Source organism: Streptomyces sp. P9-2B-2, assembly GCF_030406865.1.
Taxonomy (GTDB): Bacteria; Actinomycetota; Actinomycetes; order Streptomycetales; family Streptomycetaceae; genus Streptomyces; species Streptomyces platensis.
In genome coordinates, this window is sequence record NZ_CP129126.1 from 8,070,827 (window position 1) to 8,096,300 (window position 25,474).

20 protein-coding genes and 2 pseudogenes are annotated in these 25,474 nt (G+C 71.3%); 12 read left to right on the forward strand and 10 right to left on the reverse strand.

Annotated features, from left to right (window positions below):
* Positions 1-201: 201 nt before the first annotated feature.
* Both QT196_RS35410 and QT196_RS35415 read left to right on the forward strand, forming a co-directional pair.
* Positions 202-813, forward strand: a complete 612-nt coding sequence (locus QT196_RS35410) for a GPP34 family phosphoprotein (RefSeq protein WP_168482718.1) — start codon at positions 202-204, stop codon at positions 811-813.
* Between the two features lie 288 nt (positions 814-1,101).
* The gene (locus tag QT196_RS35415; protein WP_168482719.1) at positions 1,102-1,548 is read left to right on the forward strand and encodes a hypothetical protein; all 447 of its coding nucleotides are present in this window, start codon (positions 1,102-1,104) and stop codon (positions 1,546-1,548) included.
* 130 nt (positions 1,549-1,678) lie between these two features.
* On the opposite strand, the gene QT196_RS35420 is transcribed toward QT196_RS35415, so the two are convergent.
* Positions 1,679-3,091 (reverse strand): amino acid permease, encoded by a 1,413-nt coding sequence (locus QT196_RS35420; RefSeq protein WP_168482720.1) that lies wholly within the window; start codon positions 3,089-3,091, stop codon positions 1,679-1,681.
* 507 nt (positions 3,092-3,598) lie between these two features.
* Between QT196_RS35420 and QT196_RS35425 the strand changes: the two genes are divergently transcribed.
* Entirely contained in the window at positions 3,599-6,316 is a 2,718-nt protein-coding gene (locus tag QT196_RS35425; protein ID WP_290356398.1) for an ABC transporter substrate-binding protein, read from the forward strand.
* A gap of 2 nt (positions 6,317-6,318) precedes the next feature.
* Here QT196_RS35425 and putP read toward each other — a convergent pair whose 3' ends face one another.
* On the reverse strand, positions 6,319-7,821 hold the full coding sequence (gene putP, locus QT196_RS35430; protein WP_248001467.1) for a sodium/proline symporter PutP: 1,503 nt from the start codon (positions 7,819-7,821) through the stop codon (positions 6,319-6,321).
* 342 nt (positions 7,822-8,163) lie between these two features.
* Entirely contained in the window at positions 8,164-8,799 is a 636-nt protein-coding gene (locus QT196_RS35435; RefSeq protein ID WP_290356399.1) for a class I SAM-dependent methyltransferase, read from the reverse strand.
* A 256-nt stretch (positions 8,800-9,055) separates the two neighbouring features.
* Here QT196_RS35435 and QT196_RS35440 point away from each other — a divergent pair, with 256 nt between their 5' ends.
* Positions 9,056-9,472: an Asp23/Gls24 family envelope stress response protein gene (locus QT196_RS35440; protein ID WP_168482724.1), complete on the forward strand. Its 417-nt coding sequence runs from the start codon at positions 9,056-9,058 to the stop codon at positions 9,470-9,472.
* Between the two features lie 53 nt (positions 9,473-9,525).
* Here the strand turns inward: QT196_RS35440 and QT196_RS35445 are convergent, their stop codons facing one another.
* Complete coding sequence (locus QT196_RS35445) at positions 9,526-10,536, reverse strand: SMP-30/gluconolactonase/LRE family protein (protein ID WP_168482725.1); 1,011 nt, start codon at positions 10,534-10,536, stop codon at positions 9,526-9,528.
* 188 nt (positions 10,537-10,724) lie between these two features.
* Positions 10,725-12,020, reverse strand: coding sequence for an NAD(P)/FAD-dependent oxidoreductase (locus QT196_RS35450; RefSeq protein ID WP_211117642.1), 1,296 nt, complete (start codon positions 12,018-12,020; stop codon positions 10,725-10,727).
* A gap of 319 nt (positions 12,021-12,339) precedes the next feature.
* Between QT196_RS35450 and QT196_RS35455 the strand changes: the two are divergent.
* Together QT196_RS35455 and QT196_RS35460 are read left to right on the forward strand one after the other, a co-directional pair.
* A pseudogene (locus QT196_RS35455) lies at positions 12,340-12,474 on the forward strand (DNA polymerase ligase N-terminal domain-containing protein); the annotation flags it as partial.
* Between the two features lie 96 nt (positions 12,475-12,570).
* Positions 12,571-12,717: pseudogene (locus QT196_RS35460) on the forward strand (cysteine hydrolase); the annotation flags it as partial.
* Positions 12,718-12,798: 81 nt separating this feature from the next.
* Here the strand turns inward: QT196_RS35460 and QT196_RS35465 are convergent.
* Both QT196_RS35465 and QT196_RS35470 read right to left on the reverse strand, forming a co-directional pair.
* Positions 12,799-13,278, reverse strand: coding sequence for a DUF5709 domain-containing protein (locus QT196_RS35465; RefSeq protein WP_168482727.1), 480 nt, complete (start codon positions 13,276-13,278; stop codon positions 12,799-12,801).
* A gap of 119 nt (positions 13,279-13,397) precedes the next feature.
* Positions 13,398-13,814: a DUF2795 domain-containing protein gene (locus tag QT196_RS35470; protein ID WP_168482728.1), complete on the reverse strand. Its 417-nt coding sequence runs from the start codon at positions 13,812-13,814 to the stop codon at positions 13,398-13,400.
* A 262-nt stretch (positions 13,815-14,076) separates the two neighbouring features.
* Here QT196_RS35470 and QT196_RS35475 point away from each other — a divergent pair, with 262 nt between their 5' ends.
* Both QT196_RS35475 and QT196_RS35480 read left to right on the forward strand, forming a co-directional pair.
* On the forward strand, positions 14,077-15,216 hold the full coding sequence (locus tag QT196_RS35475; RefSeq protein ID WP_168482729.1) for a Vms1/Ankzf1 family peptidyl-tRNA hydrolase: 1,140 nt from the start codon (positions 14,077-14,079) through the stop codon (positions 15,214-15,216).
* A 92-nt stretch (positions 15,217-15,308) separates the two neighbouring features.
* Entirely contained in the window at positions 15,309-15,437 is a 129-nt protein-coding gene (locus tag QT196_RS35480; protein WP_266732834.1) for an LPFR motif small protein, read from the forward strand.
* 76 nt (positions 15,438-15,513) lie between these two features.
* Here the strand turns inward: QT196_RS35480 and QT196_RS35485 are convergent, their stop codons facing one another.
* The gene (locus tag QT196_RS35485) at positions 15,514-16,953 is read right to left on the reverse strand and encodes an MFS transporter (RefSeq protein ID WP_168484212.1); all 1,440 of its coding nucleotides are present in this window, start codon (positions 16,951-16,953) and stop codon (positions 15,514-15,516) included.
* Between the two features lie 32 nt (positions 16,954-16,985).
* A complete protein-coding gene (locus QT196_RS35490) occupies positions 16,986-17,933 on the reverse strand; it encodes a nucleoside hydrolase (RefSeq protein WP_290356400.1) in 948 nt (315 codons plus the stop codon).
* A 342-nt stretch (positions 17,934-18,275) separates the two neighbouring features.
* On the opposite strand from QT196_RS35490, the gene QT196_RS35495 reads away from it, so the two are divergent.
* The 3 genes from QT196_RS35495 to QT196_RS35505 all read left to right on the forward strand — a co-directional run bounded on the left by QT196_RS35495 (position 18,276) and on the right by QT196_RS35505 (position 21,228).
* On the forward strand, positions 18,276-19,295 hold the full coding sequence (locus tag QT196_RS35495) for a LacI family DNA-binding transcriptional regulator (RefSeq protein WP_266732838.1): 1,020 nt from the start codon (positions 18,276-18,278) through the stop codon (positions 19,293-19,295).
* Between the two features lie 302 nt (positions 19,296-19,597).
* The gene (locus tag QT196_RS35500; RefSeq protein ID WP_266732840.1) at positions 19,598-20,116 is read left to right on the forward strand and encodes a lytic polysaccharide monooxygenase auxiliary activity family 9 protein; all 519 of its coding nucleotides are present in this window, start codon (positions 19,598-19,600) and stop codon (positions 20,114-20,116) included.
* A 164-nt stretch (positions 20,117-20,280) separates the two neighbouring features.
* Positions 20,281-21,228 (forward strand): hypothetical protein, encoded by a 948-nt coding sequence (locus tag QT196_RS35505; protein ID WP_168484213.1) that lies wholly within the window; start codon positions 20,281-20,283, stop codon positions 21,226-21,228.
* Positions 21,229-21,415: 187 nt separating this feature from the next.
* Here QT196_RS35505 and QT196_RS35510 read toward each other — a convergent pair whose 3' ends face one another.
* Positions 21,416-21,844 carry a DUF779 domain-containing protein gene (locus QT196_RS35510; RefSeq protein WP_290356401.1) on the reverse strand — a complete coding sequence of 143 codons (429 nt, stop codon included), beginning with the start codon at positions 21,842-21,844 and terminating at the stop codon, positions 21,416-21,418.
* A gap of 367 nt (positions 21,845-22,211) precedes the next feature.
* Here QT196_RS35510 and QT196_RS35515 point away from each other — a divergent pair, with 367 nt between their 5' ends.
* The gene (locus QT196_RS35515) at positions 22,212-25,127 is read left to right on the forward strand and encodes a LuxR family transcriptional regulator (protein ID WP_168482734.1); all 2,916 of its coding nucleotides are present in this window, start codon (positions 22,212-22,214) and stop codon (positions 25,125-25,127) included.
* Positions 25,128-25,474: the final 347 nt, after the last annotated feature.

Genomic DNA, 25,474 nt, shown 5'->3' on the forward strand with positions numbered 1-25,474 from the left:
CGGCGGGCGAGCAGCGGTCCGACGCGCGACCATGGGACCGGAGACCGATACGCGGCCACCGGAGCCTGGGTGGCTTGCGCTGTTCGCCGTCGCCAAGACGGGGCTGCGGCATGTGCGGCGGCGGCGCTCGGCGTCACACAAGGGGCCGGGTCGGCCGCTCATGGACTCACCGTTGCTGATGCCCCGGACAGGGAGCACTCCATGACCACACCGCGGGACCTGCTGATCGTTGCCATGGACGCGGAGTCCGGTCGCGCTCTGGAGCGGGGCGACCTGTCACTCGCGCTCGCGGGAGCCGAACTGATCGATCTGCTGAGCGCCGACGCCGTCCGACTGGACGGTGAGCGGATCGTGCCGGGCTACCGGCCGACGCTCCCGGACCGCCTGCTGGACCAGGCCGCGTCCTCGCTCGTCCAGCAGCCGCCGTACGAGTCGGTCGACGACTGGCTGTGGCGCCGGGGTCACGGCCTGGCGGCGGCCTATCTGAGCGCCCTGGAGGACGACGGGGAGCTCACCCGGGAACACCACCGCTGGCGGCCCTTCGGGGCCGGGCAGACGGTGCTGGCCGATTCGCCCGCCCGCCGCCGGGCGATGGACCGCTGGACCTCGCGGGAGGCCGTCCTCACCACCCTCGCGACGGCCGCCGGGATCGACGGCACAGGCACCGGAGACGAGCCGGTCGACGTCGACGACGCGGTCTCCACCGTGCTCGCCGCCGTCCACGACGCGGTCACGGAGCTGGAAGCGGAGCGGCAGCGCCGCACCATCGAGAAGGCCGCCTTCGACAACATCTGGCGGGGCGACGGCACCTGATTGCCCCCCGCGTCGATGTGCCGGGGACAGGCTTAGGGCCTGGCTGCGTACGCCAGGGCCTGACTGCGCACGGCAGGGCCTGACCGCGCACGGCAGGGCCTGACCGCGCACGCCACCACCGCGCCCGGTCGTTCGGGCCGCTCACCAGGAACGACCCGGCGGACCCGGCGCAACACCCGTCATCGGCCCGGACGTTAGTGGGGCGTTAGTCAGACAGCGGTAGATCATCAGCAGCGGCCGACAGTCTTGTTCTTCCGAGCCCGAAGCACTGGATCGAATGGGAAGAACATGTCGCACACCGCCCTCCGCCACGCCCGCAAGGCCGCAGCCGCCATGGTGATCACGGTCGCCGCGTTCGGGCTCACCGCCTGCCAGGGCAGCGGCACCGATGCCTCGTCACCCTCCTCGTCCGCCCGTCCCACTTCCGCGGGCAAGACCGCTCAGGACTCCGCCAAGGGCGCGACGACGGGCACTGCCGAGAAGTCCGGGGCGCGCTGCACCGACCAGATCAACTACGCGGGCGACTCCAGGTCCAATGCCGAGATCAACACCATCGGCGAGAAGACCGGCCACTGCCCGACGCCGGAAAAGGGTGACAAGCCCTCGGGTACCCCCAAGAAGCCCGGGACGAGCTGCACCGACCAGGTCAACTACGCGGGCGACTCCAGGTCCAATGCCGAGATCAACACCATCGGCGAGAAGACCGGCTACTGCCCGCCGGTCGGGAACAAGTGAGTGGGTCCCGGGGCCGGTCCGGCAGATCAGGTCGCCTTCAGGGCGCATCAGGGCGGCCCGCGCCTTTGGGCGGGCCGCCCTGATGCGACCGCGGCAAGATTCGCCGGACCGGCCGTAGCGATGTACGGGCTCAGCTGTTGGCGGCGGCCCGTTCGTCGCGCCGCTGCTTGAGGTGTCCGGCGCCGGCCAGCGCCGCCACCACGACGGCCGTGCCGATGAGCTGCTGGCGGCCGTCCGGGCTGGCGGCCATGACGGCGAAGACACCGAGGATGGCGGCGAAGGTGAGCCAGGTCAGGTAGGGGAAGGCCCACATCCGCACCGAGAGCTGCTCGGGGGCCTCGCGCTCCAGACGGCGGCGCATCTTCAGCTGGGTGAGGCAGACGATGGACCAGACGACCAGCACCGAGCAGCCGGCGATGTTCAGCAGCCAGGCGAACACGGTGGTCGGCCAGACGATCCCGGCGATCACGGCCGCGAAGCCGAACACACAGGACGCCAGGACCGCCGCCGCGGGCACGCCCCTGGTGACCTTGGCCAGGAAGCGCGGGCCCTGGCCCCGGCTGACGAGCGAGTACGCCATCCGCGACGAGCCGTAGATGTTGGCGTTCATCGCGGAGAGCAGCGCCACCAGCACCACGATCTGCATGATCGTGCCGGCCGCCGGGATGCCGAGCGTGTCGAGCACGGTGACGTACGGGCCGTCCTTGGCGACCTTCGGGTCGTTCCACGGCACCAGGGTGACGACGACGGCCATGGAGCCGATGTAGAAGACGGCGATGCGCCAGACGGCGGTGCGGACGGCGCGGGCGACGTTCCGGCTCGGGTTGTCGGACTCGGCGGCCGCGATGGTGACGGTCTCCAGACCGGCGAACCCGGAAATGGTGGTCAGCAGCCCGGCGGCGAGCCCGGCGGCACCGGTCGGGAAGAAGCCGCCGTGGCCGGTGAGATGGCTGGTGCCGGGGGCGTCGCCGAACACTCCGAGAATGCCGAGCAGGCCCAGCACCAGGAACGCGACGATCGTGGTGACCTTGATCGCGGAGAACCAGAACTCGAACTCGCCGAAGTTCTTGACCGCGGTCAGATTGCTGGCGCAGAAGAACACCATGAAGATCGCCACCCAGCCGTAGGCCGGGATGAACGACACCCACTGGTGCATGATCGTGCCCGCCGCGGTGGCCTCGGCGGCCACACCGGCGCAGAGCATCAGCCAGTACATCCAGCCCGAGGTGGTGCCCGCCCAGGAGCCCACCTCTTCCTCGGCGTGCACCGAGAACGAGCCGGTGGAGGGCCGGGCCGCGGACATCTCGCCGAGCATCCGCATGATCAGCATGACCAGCGCGCCGGTGCCCATGAAGAGGAGGACGATGGCCGGTCCGGCCGCGGCGATGCCGACTCCGGAGCCTACGAAGAGCCCCGCGCCGATGACCCCGCCGAGGGCGATCATCGACAGATGGCGCTGCTTGAGGCCGTGCGACAACACGGACTCGGAGTTTTGCCCGGCCTCCGGGGAGTGCTGGGGGGACCGGGTATTTGTCCGACTCATGGTCGTGCCTGTTCATTGGTGGTGACGTTCGGTGAGCCTGACGAGTCTGGGGAACGTGTTCCGCGTACGGCGTGAACGCCCGCTATGCGGACAGTTCACTTACTTGTGGTGAAGGTGTCGACACGCATTGAAGTGGGTCTGATGTGGCGGGCGGGCCTGGTGGCGGCGGGCCGGGGAGCAACCCTGGTAGGCGGGGCGCGAGTTGCGTGGACGACCCCGTACGCATGCGGGTACTGCGCCCGGTCGGCGACGGTCGAGGGGCTCCGTGCTGTGTCGCACCGAGTCACATCCTGCCGTCCTGCTCTGCCCGTGGGCAGAGGATCTTTCCGTCGCGGCATATACGCCCCGAGGCGGCGGGCGAATTCCGCGAGGGGCTTATGTGATCGAATTCTTCGCGTGCGGAGATGACGCGTTCCCGGGTTTGCCGCAGGGGCATTCGGATATGGTGGAAATCACTTGTGGGTGGGGTGACTTGGATTCGGGGGAATCATGACCGTGCCTTTTGGTGTGCCTGCGCATTTTCCTGACGACACCGGTGCCGACACGTTCGTCGCGCAGCTTCCCACGGCGGTGGCTCCCGCCGACCGCGCGTATCTGTCGACCAAGCCGCCGCTGTTCCTGCTGCGGGTGCCGGGGCACGGCGAGGAGTACGACAGAAGGGTCCGCCGGGTCGTCGAGGCGTTACGCCAGCCGCTCGACGACATGGGAAAACTCCTGCCGCACGCCGTACTGGAAGCCGGGGCCGCGGGCAGCGGTCCGCTGGCCGCGGTGGCGGGGGAGCGGCTCGGATACGGGATTCCCCGGCACCTGACCCCGGACCGCTTTCCGCAATTCTCGCTGCTGCGCGATGTGATCGCGGACGTCATGGAACACGGCGCCGGTGCCGGGGCGGCCGCCGGTGCCAAGGCGCTGCGTGACCGGGCCTATGAGCAGCGGGTGCGGCGGGGCGGGCTGCCGGCCGTTCTCTGGAAGCTCGGCGGCGGTGAGAGCCCTCCGGCCGCGAGTTTCTACGGCTGGCTGCTCGGCGTCCTCTGGCTGCCGCTCACCCAGACCTTTCCGCGCTGGTGGTGGGCGCTCCGCAAGACCCGGGAGCTCGTCCGGCCGATGCGTCTGTCACCGTTCCGCCGCACGCGGTGGCTGGGTGCCGAACTCCACGCCGAGCGCGGCAAGGAGAATCTCTTCCGGGTGCTGGACGACATGGCCCAGCGGCAGGTGCTGCGACTGGCGCTCGACGAGGCGCACCCCCAGCGGGAGGAGTCGCTCCAGCGGCTGGAGGATCTGCTGGTGCGGGCGCTGCTGGAGGATCTGCGGGTGCCGCAGCCCGGCCGGCTGCTGCCCAGGCGGCGGCGCCGGACCGCCCGGCCGGTGCTGCTGGTGGAGGTGCCCCGGGAGGGAACGGCGGGGGCGGAGCAGGCCGAGCGGTTCCTGCGCGCGTTCCACCGGGCGCGTGCCGCGGCGCAGCCGCCGGGGCCGCTGGTCATCGCGGTGGGCCGGCCCTCGGACGCGCTGCTGGCGGAGCTGGGCGGCCCGGCGGAGAGCAACCTCACGCAGGCGGGACTCCAGCTGACCCAGAAGGACGGCCGCGCGGTCCTCGTGACCTTCCGCGACGAACCCCTGACCCGGCACGGCCTGCCCATTCCGCAGGTGAACCCGAAGACTTTCAGCACCAGTTGGCAGACCACGACCTCGCTGGTGACGGCCGGCGCGGTGGTATCCGCAGCCGTGCTCGGCGTATGGGTCTTCGGGGTGGTCCAGGGGCCGCCGGCCCATCCCTGCGTCGGCGGGGACGACTCCGTCGCCGCTTCCGCGCAGGCGGAGCCGGTCGGCGTCCGGCCCAAGGAGTGGTACGACGCCGCCACCGGTGCGATCCGTAAGGAGAACAAGCGGGCCGAGGCCCTCGCCGCGGCCGGCAGCACGGTCCGCACCGTGGTGGCCTTCGAGTCGAACCGGCCGACCACCGAGATCAACACCCGGTTCGACGGCAGCATCCCGGAACTGCGCGGTATCGCCCTGTGGCAGCGGAGGCTTAACGACGAAGCCATTTCCGATGACACCCGGGTGCCGCTGCGGGTGGAGGTGCGCAGCGCCGGAGCGGAATTCCGGGACGCCGAGCAGGAAGCGCGCAAGCTCGTCGCGGAGCAGAACGATGGCAGCCGTCGCAAGCCCTACGAGCAGGTCATCGGCGTCCTCGGCTACTCCCAGAGCCGGGACGAGACCCGGGCCGCCCTGAAGGTGCTCAGCGCGGCGGGCATCCCTACCGTCGGGACCACGGCCACCGCCGACGAGATGCTGGACGGGGACAACCAGAGCTACTGGCCCTTCGCGCCGGCCAACAGCGCGGAGTCCCGGATCGGGGCGGACTTCGCGGGCAAGTTCGACATCGTGGAACGGCGGAACGGGGAGGGCGGCTGCGCCCCGGCGGAACAGGCCGTCATCGTGCAGAGTCCGGCGGATCTGTACAGCAGAAGCCTGACCGGGAAGTTCAGCCACGACTTCCCGGGAAGTTCGCAGGTGATCAATTTCGCGCAGGACGGCGACTTCCGGCGGGCGCCCGCCGGCACCCCCCGGGTTTCCAGCGCCCACGACCTGGCGGAAACGGTGTGCCGGGCGCTGAAGACGCAGCCGAATTCCGTGGTGGTCTGGTCCGCGCGGGCCCGTGACTTCATCGCCTTCATCAACGCGCTGAACGCCCAGGGGACCTGTATCGAGGACGACATCACGGTGTTGGGCGGCAATGAGCTGACGATGGTGGCGCAGACCGGCTCCTTCAGCGACAAGCGCTGGCTGCGGCTCTACTACTCGTCACATCGGATGCCGGTCACGGACAAGCGGGCCAGTCAGAAGACCCGGGAGTTCGTCGAGGTCTATGACCGCTTCGTGCGCGACACGACGGACGGCGCCGACCCCTGGCGCGAGGACGGCCATGCGGCGGTGGCGTACGACGCTTTCCATGTCCTCTCCCGGGCGGCCGATGTGACGTATCGCGACAAGCACGCCGACCGCCGGTCCATGCTGACCGCGCTCACCAGCGGGATGAGCTTCGACGGAGCGACCGGCTACGTCTCCTACCTGGCGGGCGCCAACGCGGCCCCGGTCGACAAGACCCTTGTGCTCCTGCGACAGGGCGCCAAGGGGGCGGTCTCCGTGGTCGCCTGCGGTGCCTACCGGCAGGGTCTGACGACCCAGGAGCAGGCCCCGCCGTGCGCCGCCGAGGCGAAACACTGACCTCAGCCGACCGGAACCGTCGTGGCGGGCTTCCGTTCCATGGAGCCCGACCAGGTGCGGCGCGGCGGGCGGCCGACGAACTTGCCGAAGAGCAGTGCCGCCGCGGTGGCCGCGAGGACCCCCGGCACCATCTCGTAGATGCCGGATTGGAGCGGCCCGAGGAGGGGGTCGATGTGCTTCCACAGCACGACGGTGGCCGCCCCCGTCAGGATCCCGGCCATCGCCCCGGCTCGCGTCATCCGCGGCCAGTAGAGCGACAGCAGGATCACCGGGCCGAAGGCCGAACCGAAGCCCGCCCAGGCGTAGGCGACGATGTCCAGCACGGCGCCGCCGCTGAGTGCGATGACGTAGGCCACCAGCGCGACCGCGACCACTGTCGCGCGGGCCGCCAGCACCATGGACGCGTCCGAGGCCTGCCGCTTGACGAACGCCCGGTAGAAGTCCTCGGTGAGGGCCATCGCCGAGACCAGCAGCTGGCTGTCCGCGGTGGACTTGATCGCGGCGAGCACACCGACCAGGAGGATGCCGGCGACCCAGGGGTTCACCAACTGGGCGCAGAGTGCGATGAAGACGGTCTCCGGGTTGTCCGGTGCCTGGTCGAGCGCGGCGATTCCGACCAGTCCCACGAGCGAGGCGCCCGCCAGGCAGACGACCACCCAGGCCACGCCGATCCGGCGGGCCCGGGGTATCTCGCTGGTGCTGCGGATGCTCATGAAGCGGGCCAGGATGTGCGGCTGGCCGAAGTAGCCCAGCCCCCAGGCGAGCAGGGAGATGACCGCCACCGCGCCGAGCGGCCCACCGGACGTCCACCGGCTGCCGTCGAAGCCGGCCTCCGCCCCCATGTCCAGCAGGGCGGGGCTCTCGCGGTTGAGCGCTCCGCGCAGTGCGCCGAAGCCGCCCAGCGTCGCGATGCCGATCGCGGGGAGTGCGACCGCCGCGCAGAACATCACCGTGGCCTGGATCGAGTGCGTCACACTCACCGCGCGGAAGCCGCCGAGGACGGTGTAGACGACGATCACCACGGCGAAGACGGTCAGGGCGAACTCGAAGCCGCCGCCGAAGATGCCCTCGAACAGCACGCCCCCGGCCAGGAGTCCGCTCGCCACGTAGACGGTGAAGAACACCACGGTGACGGTCGCCGAGACCAGGCGCAGCATTCTGCTGCCGTCCTCGAAGCGTTCCTCCAGATACGCCGAGAGCGTCTTGGCGTCGCCGGCCAGCTCGGTGTACGTACGCAGCCGCGGCGCGACCAGCAGCCAGTTGAGATAGGTGCCGAGGGCCAGGCCGACGGCGATCCATGAGGCGCCGATCCCCGCCGCGTACACCGCGCCGGGCAGTCCCAGGAACAGCCAGCCGGACATATCACTGGCACCCGCGGACAGCGCCGCCAGCGGTGCGCTCAGCCGGCGCCCGCCCAGCGCGAAGTCGGAGAAGGTCACGGTGTCCTGATACGTCCAGATGCCCACGGTCACCATGGCGAGCAGGAAGATCCCGAATGTGATCATGACGGGTACGATCAGGGGTGTCACCATTGCTCCCTAGCTGCTGGCACTGCCATCGAAGGCACGGGCGCCCGGGGGAGATCTCGTGCGGAGATCCCGGGGCGAGAAGGCTCCGGCGCGAGCAGACGATACGGATCTGCCACCGGGAGCGGCACCCTTTTGACAGATGTCCTTGGTGACCGCAAGCCCCCGCTGCCCCCGGTCCCGGCAGGCCCGGGGCGGGTCCGGGGCCAGGACCTTATCGCGGGGCCCGGACCCGGGCGGCGGTCAACACCCCTGTGCCGTACGGGACTTGGCGCATTCCGATGGGGTGGGGACCGCTCGCCGGGGTCGGCGCAACGGGGGTCAGGCGGCCCGGCGGCGGAGCTTCACGGTGTTGTCGGTGCGGGGATCCGGCTTTCCGTCGTGACAGGTCCGGAAGCTCGGGTGTTCCTCGCAGCGCAGCAGGTCCCACTGGCCGTCGGGGAGTCCGAGGCCCGCGAGGACTTCGTCCGGAGTGGGCAGGTGCACCTCGGAGCCGGGCTCCCAGGCGGGCAGTCCCGCATGGCCCACGACGAGCAGCACACCGCCGGGTGCGACGGCAGCGGCGGCCTTCCGCAGGATGTCCTCGCGCGGCATGGCGTCGCTGGGCGAGTGCAGGAACTGGGCCGTGACGAGGTCGAAGGTGCCGGCGGGGAACGTCGCACCGAGGTCGTGCTGCTGCCAGATGATGCGGTCGGCGACCGCGGCCGCCGTCGCGTGCCCGGCCGCCCGGCCGAGGGCGACACCGGAGATGTCGACGGCGGTGACCTGCCATCCCTGTTCGGCGAGCCAGATGGCGTCCGCCCCTTCCCCGCATCCCAGGTCCAGTGCGCTGCCCGGGGAGAGGTCGCCGGCCTCCCGGACCAGGGCGGAGTTGGGGCGGCCGCTCCACATCCGGTCGCTCTGCGCGTAGCGGGCGTCCCAGTACTCCTCGTCCGGGACGGTGACGTCATGGGCCATGAGAGTCCTCCTCGGTCGTGCTCCTCGGTGCGGTGCGGCAGCGCCGTTTCCGTGGCCTGCCGCCCTTGCCGGGATGTTCCGCCCGAGCCGGCGAAAATGACAAGCTTCCTTGCCGTATCGGCAAACGAGGCGGAGTGCCGCGCCGAGGGGCTGATGGCTGTCGCGGCCGCTTTCGGGAGGCAGCGTCACCCGTACGGCCATAGCGTGAAGAGAGGGCCGAAGACTTCCCCTCAATGGAGCACTGGGGTGATGCGCAATGACCGAGTCCGCAGCGCGCGGGTCGCGGAACACCGGGAGCCTGGGGCGCACGACCATCGCCGATGGTGTGGTCGCGAAGATCGCCTTCCTGGCGGCTGGTGATGTGGAAGGAGTCCATGCCCTGGGCAGCGGGCTCTCGAGGTCGGTGGGAGCCCTGCGTAAACGCGTACCCGGGGGCGGCACGACCACCACGCACGGTGTCAAGGTCGAAGTCGGCGAGAAACAGGCGGCGGTGGACCTGGACATCGTCGTCGAGTACGGCGAGGTCATCCCCGATGTGGGGCAGGCGGTCCGGGAGAACGTGATTTCCGCGGTGGAGCGGATGACCGGCCTCGAAGTCGTGGAGGTCAATATCGCGGTCAGCGATGTGCGGCTCCCAGGGGAGGACGAAGCCGAAGCGGATCGGGTGGTGTAGCGACCCGGCACGCCACGGCACGCGCGGTGGGCGGGCAGCGTTCGTCCGGCGGGTCAGCGTGCGGGGGACGAACCGTCCGCGCCGGAGAACGCGCAGACGGCGATACCGCGTTCCGCCACGCTGCCCAGCGCCAGGAGATGTTCCGTCCGGCAGACGCTGGTGACCATCCGGTACGGAGACCGCTCGGCAGTCAGATCCCAGGCCGGGCCGCCGTCGGGGCGGAACGCCAGGACCCGCGCCGTCGGGTGCGGAGGCAGCGAGAGCCGCAGTCGCTTCGTCACCTCCCAGGCCGTCCGCCGGACCCCGCGCGGCATACCGTGCAGCAACTCCACACCGGCTGACCGGGGTCGGGCCAGGGCAACCCAGAATGCGCCGTCGGGACCGAGGGAGAGGTTGTCGGGGTAGCCGGGCAGCTCGTCGGCCAGGGTGTCGGTGGTGCCGGCCCGGGGGCCGGTGAGCCGGTAGCGGCTGAGGCGGCGGGCCCCGCTCTCGGCCACGAGCAGGAAGGACTCGTCCGGGGCGAGGGCGACGCCATTGGCGAACTGGAGCCCGTCCAGCAGGACTTCGGGCGTGCCGCCGGGGCGCAGGCGCAGCAGCTGTCCGGTTCCGGTGTGCTCCAGGAAGTCGCCCAGCCACTCGTCCAGACCGTAACGACGGCTGGAGACGGTGAAGTAGAACGTGCCGTCCGCCGCCGCGGTGACATTGCTGGCGAACCGCAGGGGCGCGCCGGCCACCTCGTCGGCGAGCACCCGGACGCTCCCGTGCCGCGGGTCGACGCACAGCAGACCGCGCCGGGCGTCACAGACCAGCAGCTCACCGCCGGGGAGCGGCTGCAGGCCGAGCGGTCTGCCGCCCGTGTGGGCCACGGCCGTCGCGTTGTCCACCGCGCCCGGCGCCGTGAGGCGCAGCCGCCAGATCGCACCGTCCGCGGCCCCCGCGAAGAGCGTGCCGTCGGCAGCGGCCACCACGTCCTCGGGGCCCTCGATCTCGGGCGCGACGATACGGAGCGCCGGCAAGGTCTGCGGGTCGCCCGGTGCGGCGCGGTCCGTGAGCTGCCCGCTCATCGTGTCCCGCCATGCCGGGCGGCCGGGCTGCGGTGCAGGTCCATCTCTCGCCTCCGGAATCCTGTGCCCGACGGCTTGCGGACGCCGCCCGTACACACCGCCCGTACACGCCGCACGGACCATTCACCGGTCAGCCAAGCAGAACCCTCCGCAGTGGGCGTCCCGGCACTTCCGGGTCGCCCCGGCTGTTACGAACTGCCACCCACCCGGGCCACTTCGGGGGTTTCGGTGTCCAGCGGCACCGACCAGGAGCGGACCAGACCCAGCTGGACGGCCTGCCGCGGCAGCACCGCGTCCAGGAGCCAGTCGGTGGCCACCCGGACGCGGTTGCCCGGCATCGCCAGGAGGTGGTAGCCGCGGGTGACCACCCCGGCGAGCGGGCCGGACAGCGGGATGTGCAGCGGGTTCGCGGCGGCCTGGATGCCGCCCAGGTCCACCATGAAGCCCAGGTCATGGTGCTCGTAGGCGCGCGGGGTGCCCTGTCCGCAGGACGCCGCCACATTCTGCGCCGCGACCTTGCCCTGCCGCTGGGCGTGCTGGGCGGTCATCGGCGTCATCTCACCGGGGCGGGTCAGGTCGGGCACGGCCGCGGCGTCACCGCAGGCGAACACCTCCGGCCGGCCGGGCACGCCCAGGAACTTGTCGACGCACAGCCGTCCCTTCTCGGTGGGCAGCCCGAAGGACTCGACCAGCGGGTCCGGCCGTACGCCCACACACCAGATCAGGGAGTGGCTGCTGACGAACTCGCCGTCGTCCAGCAGGACCCCGTCCGGGGTCGCCTCCTTGACGGAGGTGCGGGTGCGGACCTCGACGCCGCGGGAGCGCAGGACCCGGTCGGCGGTGTGCGACAGCCGCTCGTCGAGCTCGGGCAGCACCCGGTCGGCGATGTCCAGCAGCAGCCAGCGGGGGCGTGGGCCGTCCCGCAGGCCGGTGTTCTGGCGGACCAGGGAGTCGGTGAACCGCACACCGTGGGCGGTGACTTCGGTCCCGGTGTAGCCGGCGCCCACGACGACGAAGGTGGTCCTGGCAGCCCGCTCGGCCGGGTCCTCGGCCTCGGCGGCCAGCTCGATCTGCCGGGTGATGTGGTCGCGGAGGTACAGCGCCTCGGGCATCCCGCGGAAGCCGTGGGCGTGCTCGGCGACGCCCGGGACGGGCAACAGTTTGTTGACGCTGCCGACGGTCAGCACCAGCCGGTCGTAGGACAGCGAACCGTCCCGGTCCTCGGGGTCGGTGTAGGTCACCCGGCGGGCATCGAAGTCCACCTCGTGGACCTCGCCGAGGACGAGCCGGACGCCCGGCAGGGTCGCGGTGAGGGAGACCGAGATCCGGCGGGGTTCCAGGATTCCGGCCGCCACCTCCGGCAGCAGCGGCACATACAGAAAGTAGTCATGGGGGTTGATGAGCACGATCTCGGCGGCCCCCTTGGCCTGCCGGGAGAGCGTGCGGGCACATTCGTAACCGGCGAAGCCGGCTCCGACGATCACGATCCGAGGACGACGTCGCTTCACGTGGACTCCTGCGGTCGAGGATGGTGCTCGGAGCGCCGGGCCGAACAGGGCCACCGTCCGGTGCGGGCCGTCGGCCGGCGCGGGCACACCGTGGTGCCTTGTCGGCTAACCGGTGTGCGCCCGGGTACACCTGGCTCCCCTGTCATTCTGCGGGCGGCAGACCCATGGCGGCACGTTGGGGGAGGACGGTGTAGGCCGGGTCCCGTGCGGAGGCGAGGCGGCCGCACATGCGTCGCCGGGCGCCCCGCGCGACAGTGAGAGATGTGGCCACCGGCACGAAGGGCAGGTGGCCACATGGGCGGGCGTGATCCCGGCGGGGGAGTACGGCGCGGGCACCGTGATCGTCTGGGACCGGGGCAGCTACCGCCCGCTGCCCCGGAAGAAGAAGGGCCGCACGCTGTCGTTCGGCCAGGCGCTGGAGGACGGTCATGTCTCCGAGGACCCGGGACAGCCCGGCTGACCGGGGGCGCCATGTCCGGCAGGGCGCTCATCGTGATCGACATGCGCGATTCCTCTGAGCGACGGCCTTCTGGACGTCCTGAGCGGCCCGCATGCCGATCCGGTGGAGCCGGTCCGGCCCGACGAAAAATCGCTGTTCGTGGCGAATCCGCGGCACTCGGTATTCCGTGAAACGCCGCTGGAATATCTGCTGCGGCAACACGGCATCACACGATCGTGCTCGGCGGCCAGGTCACCGGGGCAATGCGTGCGCCATTTAATCGGTGCTCGACGTTCATATCCGCCCGGACACCCCCTAGACCTCCCGCTCCACGTCCCCCGCGTCGTCCCGGGCAATATGCACCGCCGCCTCCTCCGCCGACGCGGCGCCGCCGTCGATTCCGACGTCCCGGGCGGCGATGTCATTGCTGCCGCCGCGCCAGAACCCCTCGTCGGAGCCCACGAGCCGGCCGGCCCGTTCCTCGCCGCATTCGAGGTCGGTCGGTTCCCCCACCCCGCCCGGGAGATCGCCGATCCCGTCGCCGTCGGGTGCGCAGACCTCCGGTACCTCCACCGACAGCCGGTGCTCCAGCGATTCACGGTCGTGCAGCTCGCGCGCGGTGGTTCCCTCGTGGTTCACCACGAAGGGCCGCTCGGGCGGCGAATAGCCGGAGTCCAGCGTCTGGTCGAGGTCCGGCTCGTCCAGGGCGTCCTCCATGTCGAGCGCGTTGGGGTTGTCCCGGGGGTCGGATCTGGGCGGCTGGTAGACCTCGTCGCCCATCGCGTCGTCGGACATAACCGCCCTCCCTCTTCCCGTCCCTTCGCCCGGCCGCGGGGTGCGGCAGGTGCTCTACGACCAATTGTCCGCCTCCTGGTGGCTCCCGGCAGCGCCAGGACGAGCGGACCGGCCCGGCCTCAGGCGCGCCGGTGCTCCGTCGCGATCCCGACGGCCTCGGCGATGCCCTGCACATTGCCGAACCGCTCGTGGGCGGGCAGCCGCTCGGCCATGGCGACCAGCCGGTCCGGTGCGTTGTTGCGCCGCAGAGTCTCGATGATCGCGTACTTGTCGGCCGGGTACAGGCTGCGCCCGAGGTGCTGGGCGAGTTCGGAGCGCAGTCCCACGTCCTCCTCGGTCATGCCGCTCGGTGTGCCGCCCCGGAACTCGCTCTCGGGGGACCACGCCGCCACCGGCTGGTCCTCGCCCGCCGGCTGGAGTTCATGCTCCTCATCCGTCCGCAGGGAACGCTCCGCCGTCAACTGCCCCCGTAGTTGCTTCTTCATCATCTCGTCCCGGGCGGGGCCGGTCTTGTCCGTTCCGTGTTCCATGACCATGGGTGCCTCCGGCTCCACGAGTCATACAGACCCGTCGCGTTACTCCCAGTTTCCCTGCTCCCTCAGCCCTAACAACCCGGCGGCGCCCTTTCAAGCCCGCCTACGGAAAACGTGCGGTCAGGCACGGAACGTCACGGCAGATGCATATGCCCTTGATGCATACGCCTTTCGGGAACGGGAATTCGTAAGGCAGCCCACTGATGACGGCCCACGCACCAACAGGAGAATCCACGGAATCCGAGGAAGCCAAGGAGGCAGCGCCATGCGAATCTCGCTCCTGCAACCGGTCATCGACCGGCCAGGCCCCTGGGCATCCGTCTATGCCGATATCTCGCACAGCACCGAGGACGCCGAGAAACAGCAAGAGTTGACGGCGAGCGCCACCACGGCGCAGTTGTTCGCGCTCGGCGCGGACGAGGCCACCTGCGGTGCGGTGCACGAAGCACTGCTCACCCGGCACGCGGGCGAGTCCGGGGAGCACTCGGGGCGGGTGCTGTTCGCCGCCCATGGTGAGATCGTGCTCGACACGCCGCTTCCCGGGCCTCCCGCCACCCCGTTCGCGGCCTGGGGGCCGGTACCCAGAGTCACTCCCTTCCTGGCGGCGGTCGGCGACGACCCGGTCTGCCTGGTGGTCCGTCTGGACCGGGCGGGAGCGGACTTCGCCGTCCTCGGCGAACGGGGCACCGAGGACGCCGGCCAGGTCAGCGGCGCCGACTGGCCCCTGCACCGCACCGCCTCGGGCGACTGGTCCGAAGGCCACTTCCGCGCCAAGGTGGAGAACACCTGGGAACACAACGCGGGAGAGATCGCCGATGCGGTGCGCAAGGCGTTCGAGGAGTGCGGCGCCGAGGCCATCGTCCTGATCGGCGACGCCCGCGAACGCCACCTGGTGCACGACAAGCTGCCCGAACCGCTGCGCGCCCTCACCTACGAGAGCGAGCACGGCGGGCGGGCGCCGGGCGCCGAGAGTACGCTGGTGGACCGGGACATCGCCCAGGTCAGGGCAGTTCAGGAACGTGAACACATCGCGCAGGTGGCGGACCGCTTCCGCACCGGTGCGGGGCCGGGAGGCAAGAGCGCCCCGCACGCCGCGGCCGGCATCCCCGCCCTGATCGAGGCGGCGCGGGAACACCGGATCGACACCCTGCTCGTCAGCCCGCACGGTTCGGACATCGCCCGGCAGGTCTGGGTGGGCTCCGAAGTCGACCAACTCGGCGTACGGGGCACGGAGTTGCCGTACCTCGGCGAGACGCGTCCGGCTGCCGCACGGGCGGATGACGCGCTGGTGCGGTCGGCGGTGGCCAGCGGCGCCGACATCGTGGTGGTCCGTGACCCCGAGCGGGCACCGTCCGGCGGGCTCGGCGCCATCCTGCGCTGGACGGACGACACGACACCCGGGTGACCTGCCGCCCCGGCAGGCGCTCCCGGCCCAACGACCCGGCCGACGGCGGCACTTGAGATGTGGTGCCGGACGGTCATGACGGAGGTCCCCTCATGTTGCGTGCGATCGCAGACGTTCTCAGGTCGATCGGCGGCGCCCTCGCCACCGTCGTCACCCTGCCCTTCCGCGCCGTGGCACGGCTCTTCGGCGGGGCCGCGGACACCGCACGCGGACACCACTGACGGCGGACACCGCAACGGGCCGCCCGCCGACCGGATTTCGCGGTCGGCGGGCGGCCCGTGGTGTCCGGCGGGCGCCTCAGTCCTGAGCTTCGGCCGCCACCGGCTTCGGGATCAGGAAGGACGTCGCGATGGCCGCGGCCAGGATGACCACGCCCGCGATCATGCCGGCGGTGTAGCCACCGGACGACGACGGGTCCGCCGGGGACGCGGCCGTCTTCACCGCGTACAGGAGCGCGAAGCTGAGCCCCGCGCCGAGGTTGAAGGCGCCCGCGTTCAGACCGGGCAGGAAGCCCGGGTTCTCGCTGGGGGAGAGGACGATGCCCAGCCCGTTGAGGACGATGTTCGCCACGCCCGCGTAGGCGATGCCCACCAGGACGGACGTCACCAGCAGCAGGATCTGCGACTGGCTGTGCATCGTGAGCAGCATCAGCGCGACCGTCGCCACCGACCCGGCCAGACCGCACCGCAGGACGCGCCCGTAGCCGAAGGTCGCGGCCAGGCGGCCGGCCAGCGGGCCCATGGCGAGCCCGGCGAGCGCGTACGGCGACAGCGTCCACCACGCGGACTGCTCGGCGCTCATGCCGAGTCCGGCCTGGGCGTCCTGTGCGAAGGCCGGGATCAGCCCGTTCATGACGGCGAAGACGCCGGTCATGGTGAGCACGGTGGTCAGCAGGGTCGCCCAGGTCGCCCGCTGCTTGAGGTGCCTGGTGGCGACCAGGGGGTGCCCGCTGCGGTTCTCGGTCCGCCAGAACAGCGCGAAGGCAGCAGCGGAGAGGACGAACAGGACGGCGATCAGCGGCCAGTTGGCGGCGGCCAGCTTGCCCGCCTCGTTGAGCGCGATCAGCAGCGAGCCGACCGAGACCACGAGCAGCGCGACCCCGGGCCAGTCCATCCGGGTCGCGGCGGCCGCCTTCGACTCGGGGGTGAGGGTGGCGACCAGGACGGCAGCCAGGGCGGCGACGACCGCCATCGCCCAGAACACGGACTGGAAGCCGTGGCTGTCGGCCAGGTAGCCGCCCGCGAGGGAGTCGACCCCGGCGATACCGCCGTTGACGGCGGTGATCACGCCCAGCAGGGTGCCGTACCGCTTCGGCTCCCGCACCTCCACCCGCAGCATGATCAGACACAGCGGGACGACCGGACCGGAGACACCCTGGATGATCCGGCCGGCGAACAGCATCGGCACACTGGTCGCCAGCGCGGCGACGACACAGCCGACGACCATCAGGCCGAGCATTCCGGCCAGCACCCGGCGGCGCCCGATGACATCGCCCAGCCGCGGGAGGAAGAGCGAGAACAGCGCCGCCGAGGTGAAGAACGCGGTCTGGGTGAGGCCGATCTCCGCGGAGCTGGCGCCGAGGGTGTCCTCGATGTTCTTCAGCGCGGGGCTGAGCATGCTGGCGTTGAGTTGGAAGGCGAAACAGGCCGCGAGCAGCGCGGTGACCAGCACGCCTATACGGACCCCGGACCCGCCGCCGGTCCCCTCGGCGGGGCGCCGGCCGGTGGCGGTGCTCATCTCGGTGGCGGTGTTCTTGGCGGTGGATGTGTTCATGCCTCGATGTCGCCGATCCGCTCCAGGGCGTCCACGACGAGGTTCCAGAACCGCTCGTGGTCCAGCTTGACCGCGACCTGGGTGGTGCAGTCGTCCGGCGCGGGCGCCCGGAAGTCCGTGACGGTCATCCCGACCGTCAGCGCACCGCGCAGCTCGATGTCGACCGGGGCCTTCCGTACGGTCATCACGTCCGGGTCGATGACGTAGGCGACCGCGCACGGGTCGTGGACCGGCGGGTAGGTGAAGCCCTGGTTCTCGCGGTAGGCCTCGCGGAAGAAGTCCAGCAGCTCACCGACGAACTTGGCGGGGCGGGTGCCGACCGCGGCGATCTTCGCATCGACCTCGGGGGTCGCCAGTGCCTGGTGCGTCAGATCGAGGCCGACCATGGTGACCGGCCAGCGCTCGTTGAAGACGATATGCGCGGCCTCGGGGTCGATGATGATGTTGAACTCGGCGACCGCGCTCCAGTTGCCCTCGTGGTAGCCGCCGCCCATCAGGACGACCTCGCGGACCCGCTCCGCGATCCGCGGCTCCTTGCGGACGGCCAGCGCGATATTCGTCAGCCCCGCGGTCGGGACGATGGTGATCTCGCCGGGCCCGTGCGACATCACGGTGTCGATGATCAGGTCCACCGCGTGCCGGCGGTCCAGCTCGATGGTCGGCTCGGGCAGCTCCGGGCCGTCCAGACCGGTCTCGCCGTGGATGTCCGGCGCCGTCTCGATGGCCCGGACCAGCGGACGCGGGCAGCCGGCGGCGAAGGGCACGCCGGTGATCCCGGCGATCCGCGCCACGGACAGCGCGTTGCGGGTCACCTTCTCCAGCGTCTGGTTCCCGACCACGGTCGTCACGGCGACCAGCTCGACATCGGGATTGCCATGTGCCAGGAGCATGGCGATCGCATCGTCATGCCCCGGGTCGCAGTCGAGGATGATCTTTCTGGCCAACGGAAGAGCCCCTTTGCTCTGCTGCTCGGAAAGGTGGTGCGGAGTGGTGATGCGGGGCCGGCATGGCCTCCGGTGCACAGCGCGCCCGGCGGTCACCCATGGCGAGCCCGGGCGGGAAGTCAGCCACGAGCGCGCACCATGGGAAAACGTTCTCCGGAAACTTGACTCATGGACTGGCCGGTTGTCAACGGTTCAATCTCTGGCCTACCGGGCGTTATCGGGACGAAGTGCGGCCGGTGTGGCGGGGAGAACCACCTCGCATGGGACAACGTTTGCCAGGCGGACAGGTGAGCGTATGCTCCCTCCGGTCCGGGCGGGCCGAGCGAAGGGAGCCGGGAGACGGTGGCCGAAGTCACGCTGAAAGACGTCGCGCTGGCATCGGGCTGCTCCATCGCCACGGTCTCCCGCGTGCTGGCCGGCACCCGTCCGGTCGGCGCCGAGACCGCCCGCACCGTACGCGAGGCGGCCGAGCGGCTGGGCTACCGCCCCAACCAGGTGGCCCGCGCCCTGCGCAGCCGCTCCACCGGCACCGTCGGTCTCGTCCTGCCGCAGATCACCAACCCCTTCTTCCCCTCCCTCGTCCGGGAGCTGGAGCATGCGCTGCACGCCGAGGGGCGGGCCGTGCTGCTCGCCGACTGTGACGACGACCCGGTGACCGAGGCGGCCCGGATCGGCGCGTTCCTGGGACGGCGGGTCGACGCGCTGCTGCTGATACCCGTCGACGAGCGGCGCAGCCGGGAGGCGGTGGCGAGCGCGGCTGCCCAGGTGCCGCTGGTGCTGCTCGACCGCGGTTGCGGCCCCGGCGTCGCCGACTCCGTCGCCGTCGACAACGCCGCCGGTATGGCCCTCGTACTCGATCATCTGGCCGCCACCGGCCGCCGCCGCCCCTGCTTCGTGGGAGCCGCCGGGACCGCGTCGGCGGCGGTCGAGCGGCGTGCGGCCTACGAGGCGGGGGCCGCGGCGCTGGACCCCGAAGCCCCCGGGCGCGTCGCGCTCGGCGACTTCTCGGTGGAGTGGGGACGCGCCGCCGTCGACCGTCTCTGGCCCTCCCGGCCGGACGCCCTGATCTGCGCCAACGACCTCATCGCCGCCGGTGCCCTCCAGCGGCTGCGGCAGCTCGGTGCGGACGTACCGGGCGAGGTCGCCGTCACCGGCTTCGACGACATCCCGCTCGCCGGTCTCGCCGACCCCGCGCTGACCACCGTCCGCCAGCCGGTCGGCGAACTGGCCGCCGAGGCCGCCCGCCTGCTGAGCCGCCGGCCGTCCGCCGCAGACCCCGGCCCACGCAGCACGATCCGGCTCGCTCCGCACCTGGTCGTCCGGGCCTCCAGCGCACCGGCCGGGGTCTCTTCCGCTCGCTGACGGGGGCGCCTTGGAAGCCTGACGCTGAATCAAGAAGGCTACAAGTGCAGCCAGTTGGACGCCTGAGGGTCCGGCACGCGCGCGGCCGCCGCCATGGTCTGCCGTCGACATGGCACCGCACCGCTCCCACACTCCGCGCCTCTTGACCGTACGCGGTCAGAGAGTAAAGTCTAGACCAATTGGTGTGCACCTTCGCGTCATCCACCCCCCTCGATGAGGCTCCCCCTGGGTGGACGTGCGGCGCCGCGGCGGCGTCGGGTCCACCGCTCTCGCGTGGCGGCCTCTCTCGCGAAAGGTTTGACATGCACAAGAAAAGAAAGCTGGCCCTCGCCCTCGGTGCGGGCCTCGCCCCGCTGCTCGTTGTCACCCTGCCGGTCAACCCGGCGAGCGCGCACGGCTATGTGTCCTCGCCGCCCAGCCGGCAGGCGCAGTGCGCCGCGGGCAGTATCGAATGCGGTCCGATCAAGTGGGAGCCGCAGAGCGTCGAGGGCCCGAAGGGGCTGACCAGCTGTAGCGGCGGCAACAGCCGGTTCGCCGAACTCGACGATGACAGCAAGGGCTGGAAAGTCACCCCGATCGGCAGCTCCCAGACCTTCAACTGGCGGCTGACCGCCCGTCATTCCACCAGTACCTGGCAATACTTCGCCGGCGGGCGGAAGGTCGCCGAGTTCAATGACGGCGGTGCGCAGCCACCGGCGACGGTCTCGCACACCGTCAACTTCGGCGGCCTCACCGGCAAGCAGAAGATCCTCGCGGTCTGGAACATCGCCGACACCGCGAACGCCTTCTACGCCTGTATCGACGTCACGATCGGCGGCTGAGGGCTGTCCCGTCTCCTCCCTCCTCCCTCCCGTCCCCGCCGCCCCGTCTCCCCGCGCCGGTCACCTCCGTGAGCGGCGGCGAGCAGGGCGACGAGGGCGGCGGGGCACCCGTTACGATCGGCCCATTCATGGCCGTTGTGCGTGGCCGCTGCCGGGAGGAAGAGATGGGCCTGTTCCGCCGAGGACCGAAGCGGGATTCCCGCGACCTGGCACGCGACGGGGAGTTCAGCTTCTTCTCCGAGCGCGAGGGCGGTGTCTTCAGATCACAGGTCCGGCAGGCCTTCGCGGAACGGGGGCTCGAAGTCACCGCGTACGCGGGCGTGGTCACCGACTCCGCCGGCCGGCAGTTCGGCCTCGGCAACCTCGCCGCGGTGTGCCACCGCGACCGGCGCGGGGAGCGCAGCTGGCCCGTGCTGATCCGGGATCACGTCGGCAAGGTGCTCCGTACGATGGACGGCCCGCAGCCGCTGGAGATCCTCAGCGAGGACGAGATCCGGGCCTGTCTGTACCCCCGTGTGGTCGCCCAGGAGACGCTGCCCGCCTCGGACTCCTTCCGCTACGGCCGGGCGCCGGCGCCGGGGCTGCGGGAAGTGCTCGCCCTCGATCTGCCCGAGGCGGTGCAGATGCTCAGCGAGGACTCGCTGACCGACCTCGGGGACGTGGCCGAGCTGCGGATCCGGGCGATGAACAATCTGCGGGCGCTGCCGGTCGAAGGGCATGAGACGGTGCGGCGCGGCGACGGCTCGGCGTTCGAGGTGCTGCTCGGCGACTCATTCTTCACCGCGAGCCGGGTGCTGGTCCTCGACGAGCTGGTGCAGCGGCTCATGGGCACCGGGCTCACGCCGGACGGTGCGCTGGTCGCGCTGCCCTTCCGGCACCAGCTGGCGTTCCACCGTATCCATGACGCGCAGGTCATCCCGGCGCTTCAGGCCATGGCGCAGTTCGCGGCGGCCGGTCACGAGGACGCGGCGGGCGCCATCAGCCCCAGGGTGTTCTGGTGGCGCCGGGGCGTGATGACCCCGCTGAGCGAGCCGGACGGGGGCGGGCTGCGGGTGGTGGCGGACGCGGACTTCCAGGAGATGCTGGAACGGTTGGTGCAGGGCGAGGCCTGAGGGGCGGGATGGACGGCACCGCGCCCGGTCCGTACAAGATTTTCTCGCGAAATCTTCACCGTGCGGGAACCTGAACCGCCTTCCACCCGTTTCTACTAGTGAGGCCCCACGCTCTCCCCCGTGCGTGGGGCCTCACTCTGTGCCCGCCCGGCGTCTCCCGGCACCCGGCACCCGGCCGCCTGCCGCTTCAGCCGCTGAGCCCCGCGCGTTCCTCCTCGGTGAACAACCGTGAGCGGATCAGAAAGCGCACTCCCTCCGGCGCCTCCAGCGAGAACCCGCTGCCCCGCCCCGGTACGACGTCCACCGTCAGATGGGTGTGCTGCCAGCGCGCGAACTGGTCGGCCGACATCCAGAAGTCCACCGGCTCCCGCACGCCCTCCACGCCCAGCCGGGCCAGCAGCACATCCGACGATCCCGTACGGAATTCCCCCGCCGGGTAGCACATGGGGGCGCTGCCGTCGCAGCAGCCGCCGGACTGGTGGAACATCAGCGGGCCGTGCTCCTTCCGCAGCAGCCGCAGCAGTTCGGTCGCCGCCGCGGTCAGCCCGATCCGCGCCGTGCGCTCCGGGGCCGCGGGGCCCGGAGCGGCCGTCTCGCACCCGTCGCCGGCGGCCATCAGAAACGGCCCGGCTTCCAGAAGCGGCCCGGCCTCGTGGCGGGGCGGCTGACCGGCAGATTCTTTGTCCCCGGTGGGTACATGTGTCGTCCTCTCCTGGCCCTTCCGCTCCTGACCAGCGGAAACGGATGTCGTTCGGTGGGACGGTGCGGGCCGCCCGGACCCGCCCGGATCGTGCTCATCGAGCCGTCCCGGCGGCGCCGGTCCAGTTAACTCCGGGCAAGGTTGCGACATGGTTGCACGCGACGCCGGGATGTAAGGGCACGCACCGGCCGCGGACACACATCTGGGCGACCGGCTCAGGCAACCGCAGTCGTCATCGGAACGTCTCGAAAACCAGACGAGAACGACGAGAGTTGAGCAACTGGTGACGTTCGCACATTCCCGTGACGCGTGCGGTGACGACTGGCCGTTGGTGGGGCGCGAACGCGAACTCGCTGCCATGGACGCCGTGGCCGCCGAGGTACTGTCCGGCCGTCCCCGCGTCGTACAGCTCGAAGGGTCGGCCGGCATCGGCAAATCGGCCCTGCTGAGCACCTGGTGGGAGCGTAACGGGCAGTTCCGTGTGCTGCGGGCCCGCTGCCACCCCCTGGAGCGCGCCTTCGCCTTCGGCGCCGTCCGGCAGTTGTTCAAGCCGCTGCTGGCGGCGGTCTCCGACACCGACCGGGCACGCCTGCTGGCAGGGTCGGCGGCGGCCACGCTCCGGGCCCTGGACGACGCCGCCGCCACGGATCCGCTGCCCGAGAACGCCAATGTCACGGCGACGACGCTGCGGGAACTGAACGCACTGGTCTCCCGGCTGGCCCGCCGGCAGCCCCTGCTCCTGGCCGTGGACGCCCTCCAGTGGATCGATCAGCCGTCCCTGCGCTGGCTGGTCCATTTCATCGGGCGCGCGGACAGCCACCCCGTACTGATCGCCGTGACCACCCGCAGCGCCGAGGGCAGACGGCTCGATCCGCTGTTCGCCGAGCTCGTCCGGCCCGCGAACTGCCACACCCTCGTCGTGGAGCCGCTCGACGTGGACGGCGTGGGGCAATTGGTGCGGACGCTCTGGGGCGCCGAGGAGCCGGAAGCGGCCTTCTGGGCCGCCTGCCACGCCGCCACCGGCGGGCATCCGCTGTTCGTCCGCGCCCTGCTCCACCAGGCCCAGCGCAGCGGTGTGAAGCCGACGACGGAATTCCGGGACCGGATTCCCACGGTCACCCTCTCCACGCTCGGCGGGGAGATCTCCCACCGGCTCTGCCAGGCGTCCGACGAGGTCGTGGCGCTGGCCCGGGCCCTGGCCTTCCTGGGCGACCGAAAGCCGCCGGAGCTGCTCGCCGCGTACTGCGGGACCGGGCGGGCCGTGGTGCAGTCCGCCGCCGAGGAGCTGCGGTCGCTCGGCCTGCTGCGGGCGGACGGCGACCCCCGCTTCACCCATCCCGTCGTCCGCGACACCGTGCTGGCCACGCTGTCACCCGAGGAACTCGGCGTCGGGCATGCGCGGGCGGCCCAGGTGTCCTGTCTGAGCGGGCGCCCCGATGAGGAGGTCGCCGCCCATCTGCTGGCGGCCGGCCCGGTGCACGGCTCCTGGGTCCTGCCGGCGCTGCGCCGGGCGGCGACCGAGGCACTGCGCCGCGGCGCACCGGAGACCGCCGTGACCTATCTGCGCTCCGCGCTGCACCAGCCGCTGGACGAGCCCGAGCGCGCCCGGGTGCTCCTGGAACTGGGCACCGCGGCCAGCCATTACGATGCCGCGCTGGCCATCTCCTGCGTCACCGGCGCACTGGAAGGGCTGACCGACGAGGCGGCCCGCAGCGACGCCCTGGGGGTGCTGGCCTACTCCCTGCTCCTCTCCCGGGGGTCCCGGACGGATCTGTCGAGCGTGGACCGGAAGATCGCGGCATTAAGCGAACGGCCCACCGCGGGCCCCGGGGCCGCCGATCGCGAGCTGGCGCTGCGGATGAGCGCGCTGCGCTCTTGGATGGAGTTCGAGAGGCCGTCCGTCACCGGCCCGGCCCCGGCGCCGTCCCCCGACCGGGACGACGAGCCGGCCGACCGTACGGCGGGCGAACGCCAACTGCTCGCCATCCGCGCCTTCCACGCCCTGCGCGCGGCCCTGCCCGCCCCGTACGTCACCGCTCTCGTCGAGCGGGCGTCCGTCAACCTGCCGGCGTTCTCCCACGACCTGTTCCCGCTGCACTACTTCGTCGCCCAGACGCTGCTGTACCTCGACGAACTCGACACGGCCGACCGGCTCAACCGCCATCTGACCCGGGAGATCTCCGGCCGGGGCATGGAACTGCTGGTCTCCTCCCTGACGGTCTACCGCGCCGTACTGGCGCTGCGCCGCGGCAATATCGCCGAGACCCTCGCCGCGGCTCAGGACGCCGCCGACCACGCGTCCCCCACCGGGCGGCTGCCGTACGCGCTGACCCTGGACACGATCAGGATCGACGCGCTGCTCGCCCAGGGCCGGGTCGAGGCCGCCGAGCGCGTCGCGGTCACCCATGCCGTGGCGGGACAGACGGAAGTGGCGTGGGAACGGCCCCGGTTCCTGATGAGCCTGGCCGCCCTGCGGATCGCCCAGGGGGAGCCGCGATCCGGGCTCTCCCTGCTCCGCGAGTGCGGCCACCACTCCGAGGCGCTGGGGACGGTCAGCCCGGCGATGTCCCCGTGGCGCTCTCGCGCGGTGCCCGTCCATCTCGCCCTGGGGGAAGCCGAGTCGGCCCACGCGCTGGCCGAACAGGAGCTGGACCTCGCCCGGCGCTGCCGGCTCCCCAGGGCCCTCGGGGTGGCGCTGCGGGCCGCGGGGTTGGCCGCAGCGGGCTCCCGGGGGCTCGACCTGCTGGCCGAGGCCGTGACCGTACTCCGACCCACCCCCGCACGTCTCGAACTCGCCCGCGCCTGCCACGACTTCGGTGTCGCCCTGCTGCGCCGGGACGACAAGCGTGGCGCCCGCAGAACCTTGCGCGAGGGCCTGGACCTCGCCGTCGGGTGCGGTGCCACGGTGCTCGCCACCCGACTGGAGGAGGGGCTGCACCTCGCCGGCGGACGCGTCGCCCGCTCCGGAAGCCAGGGCCTCCGGGGGCTGACGGCAGGGGAGGAACGCGTCGGCACCCTGGCCGCGCAGGGCTACAGCAACAAACAGATCGCCGAACTCCTCGTTGTCTCCCTGCGCACCGTGGAAACCCATCTCACCGGTGCCTACCGCAAGCTCGGCATCACCGGACGCCCACACCTGGCGGCGGCGCTGGCCGAAGCGGGCAGGAGCCGCGGGGGAAGCGACCCGGCGGACTGCTGAGCGCGGTCGTACGGCCGCGAGCCCCCGCGACCCTCCCTTTTGAGCCAGTAGCCCCTCACTTTCACGCAGAAGCCCCTCACCGTCCTCTTCGGGTGGGGGGCTTTCGGTATGGCCGTGGGCGGCCGGCGCTCCTGTGGTCCGCTGCCGGCGCGAACCGTGGTTCCTCGTGGTCGAAAGCTGTGGTTCCCGTCTTCCCGTGGCATTTCTCGTGGTTGCCCCGAAGGGGAATCTCCGGGTACCGAAGTCTTAGCCGGATCCAATTGATTCGGCAGCTTTCTCATGACTTACTCATCGCACGGCGTCGAATTCTCCCGGCGCCACCGGACAGTGCAAGAGGGAGTAACTAC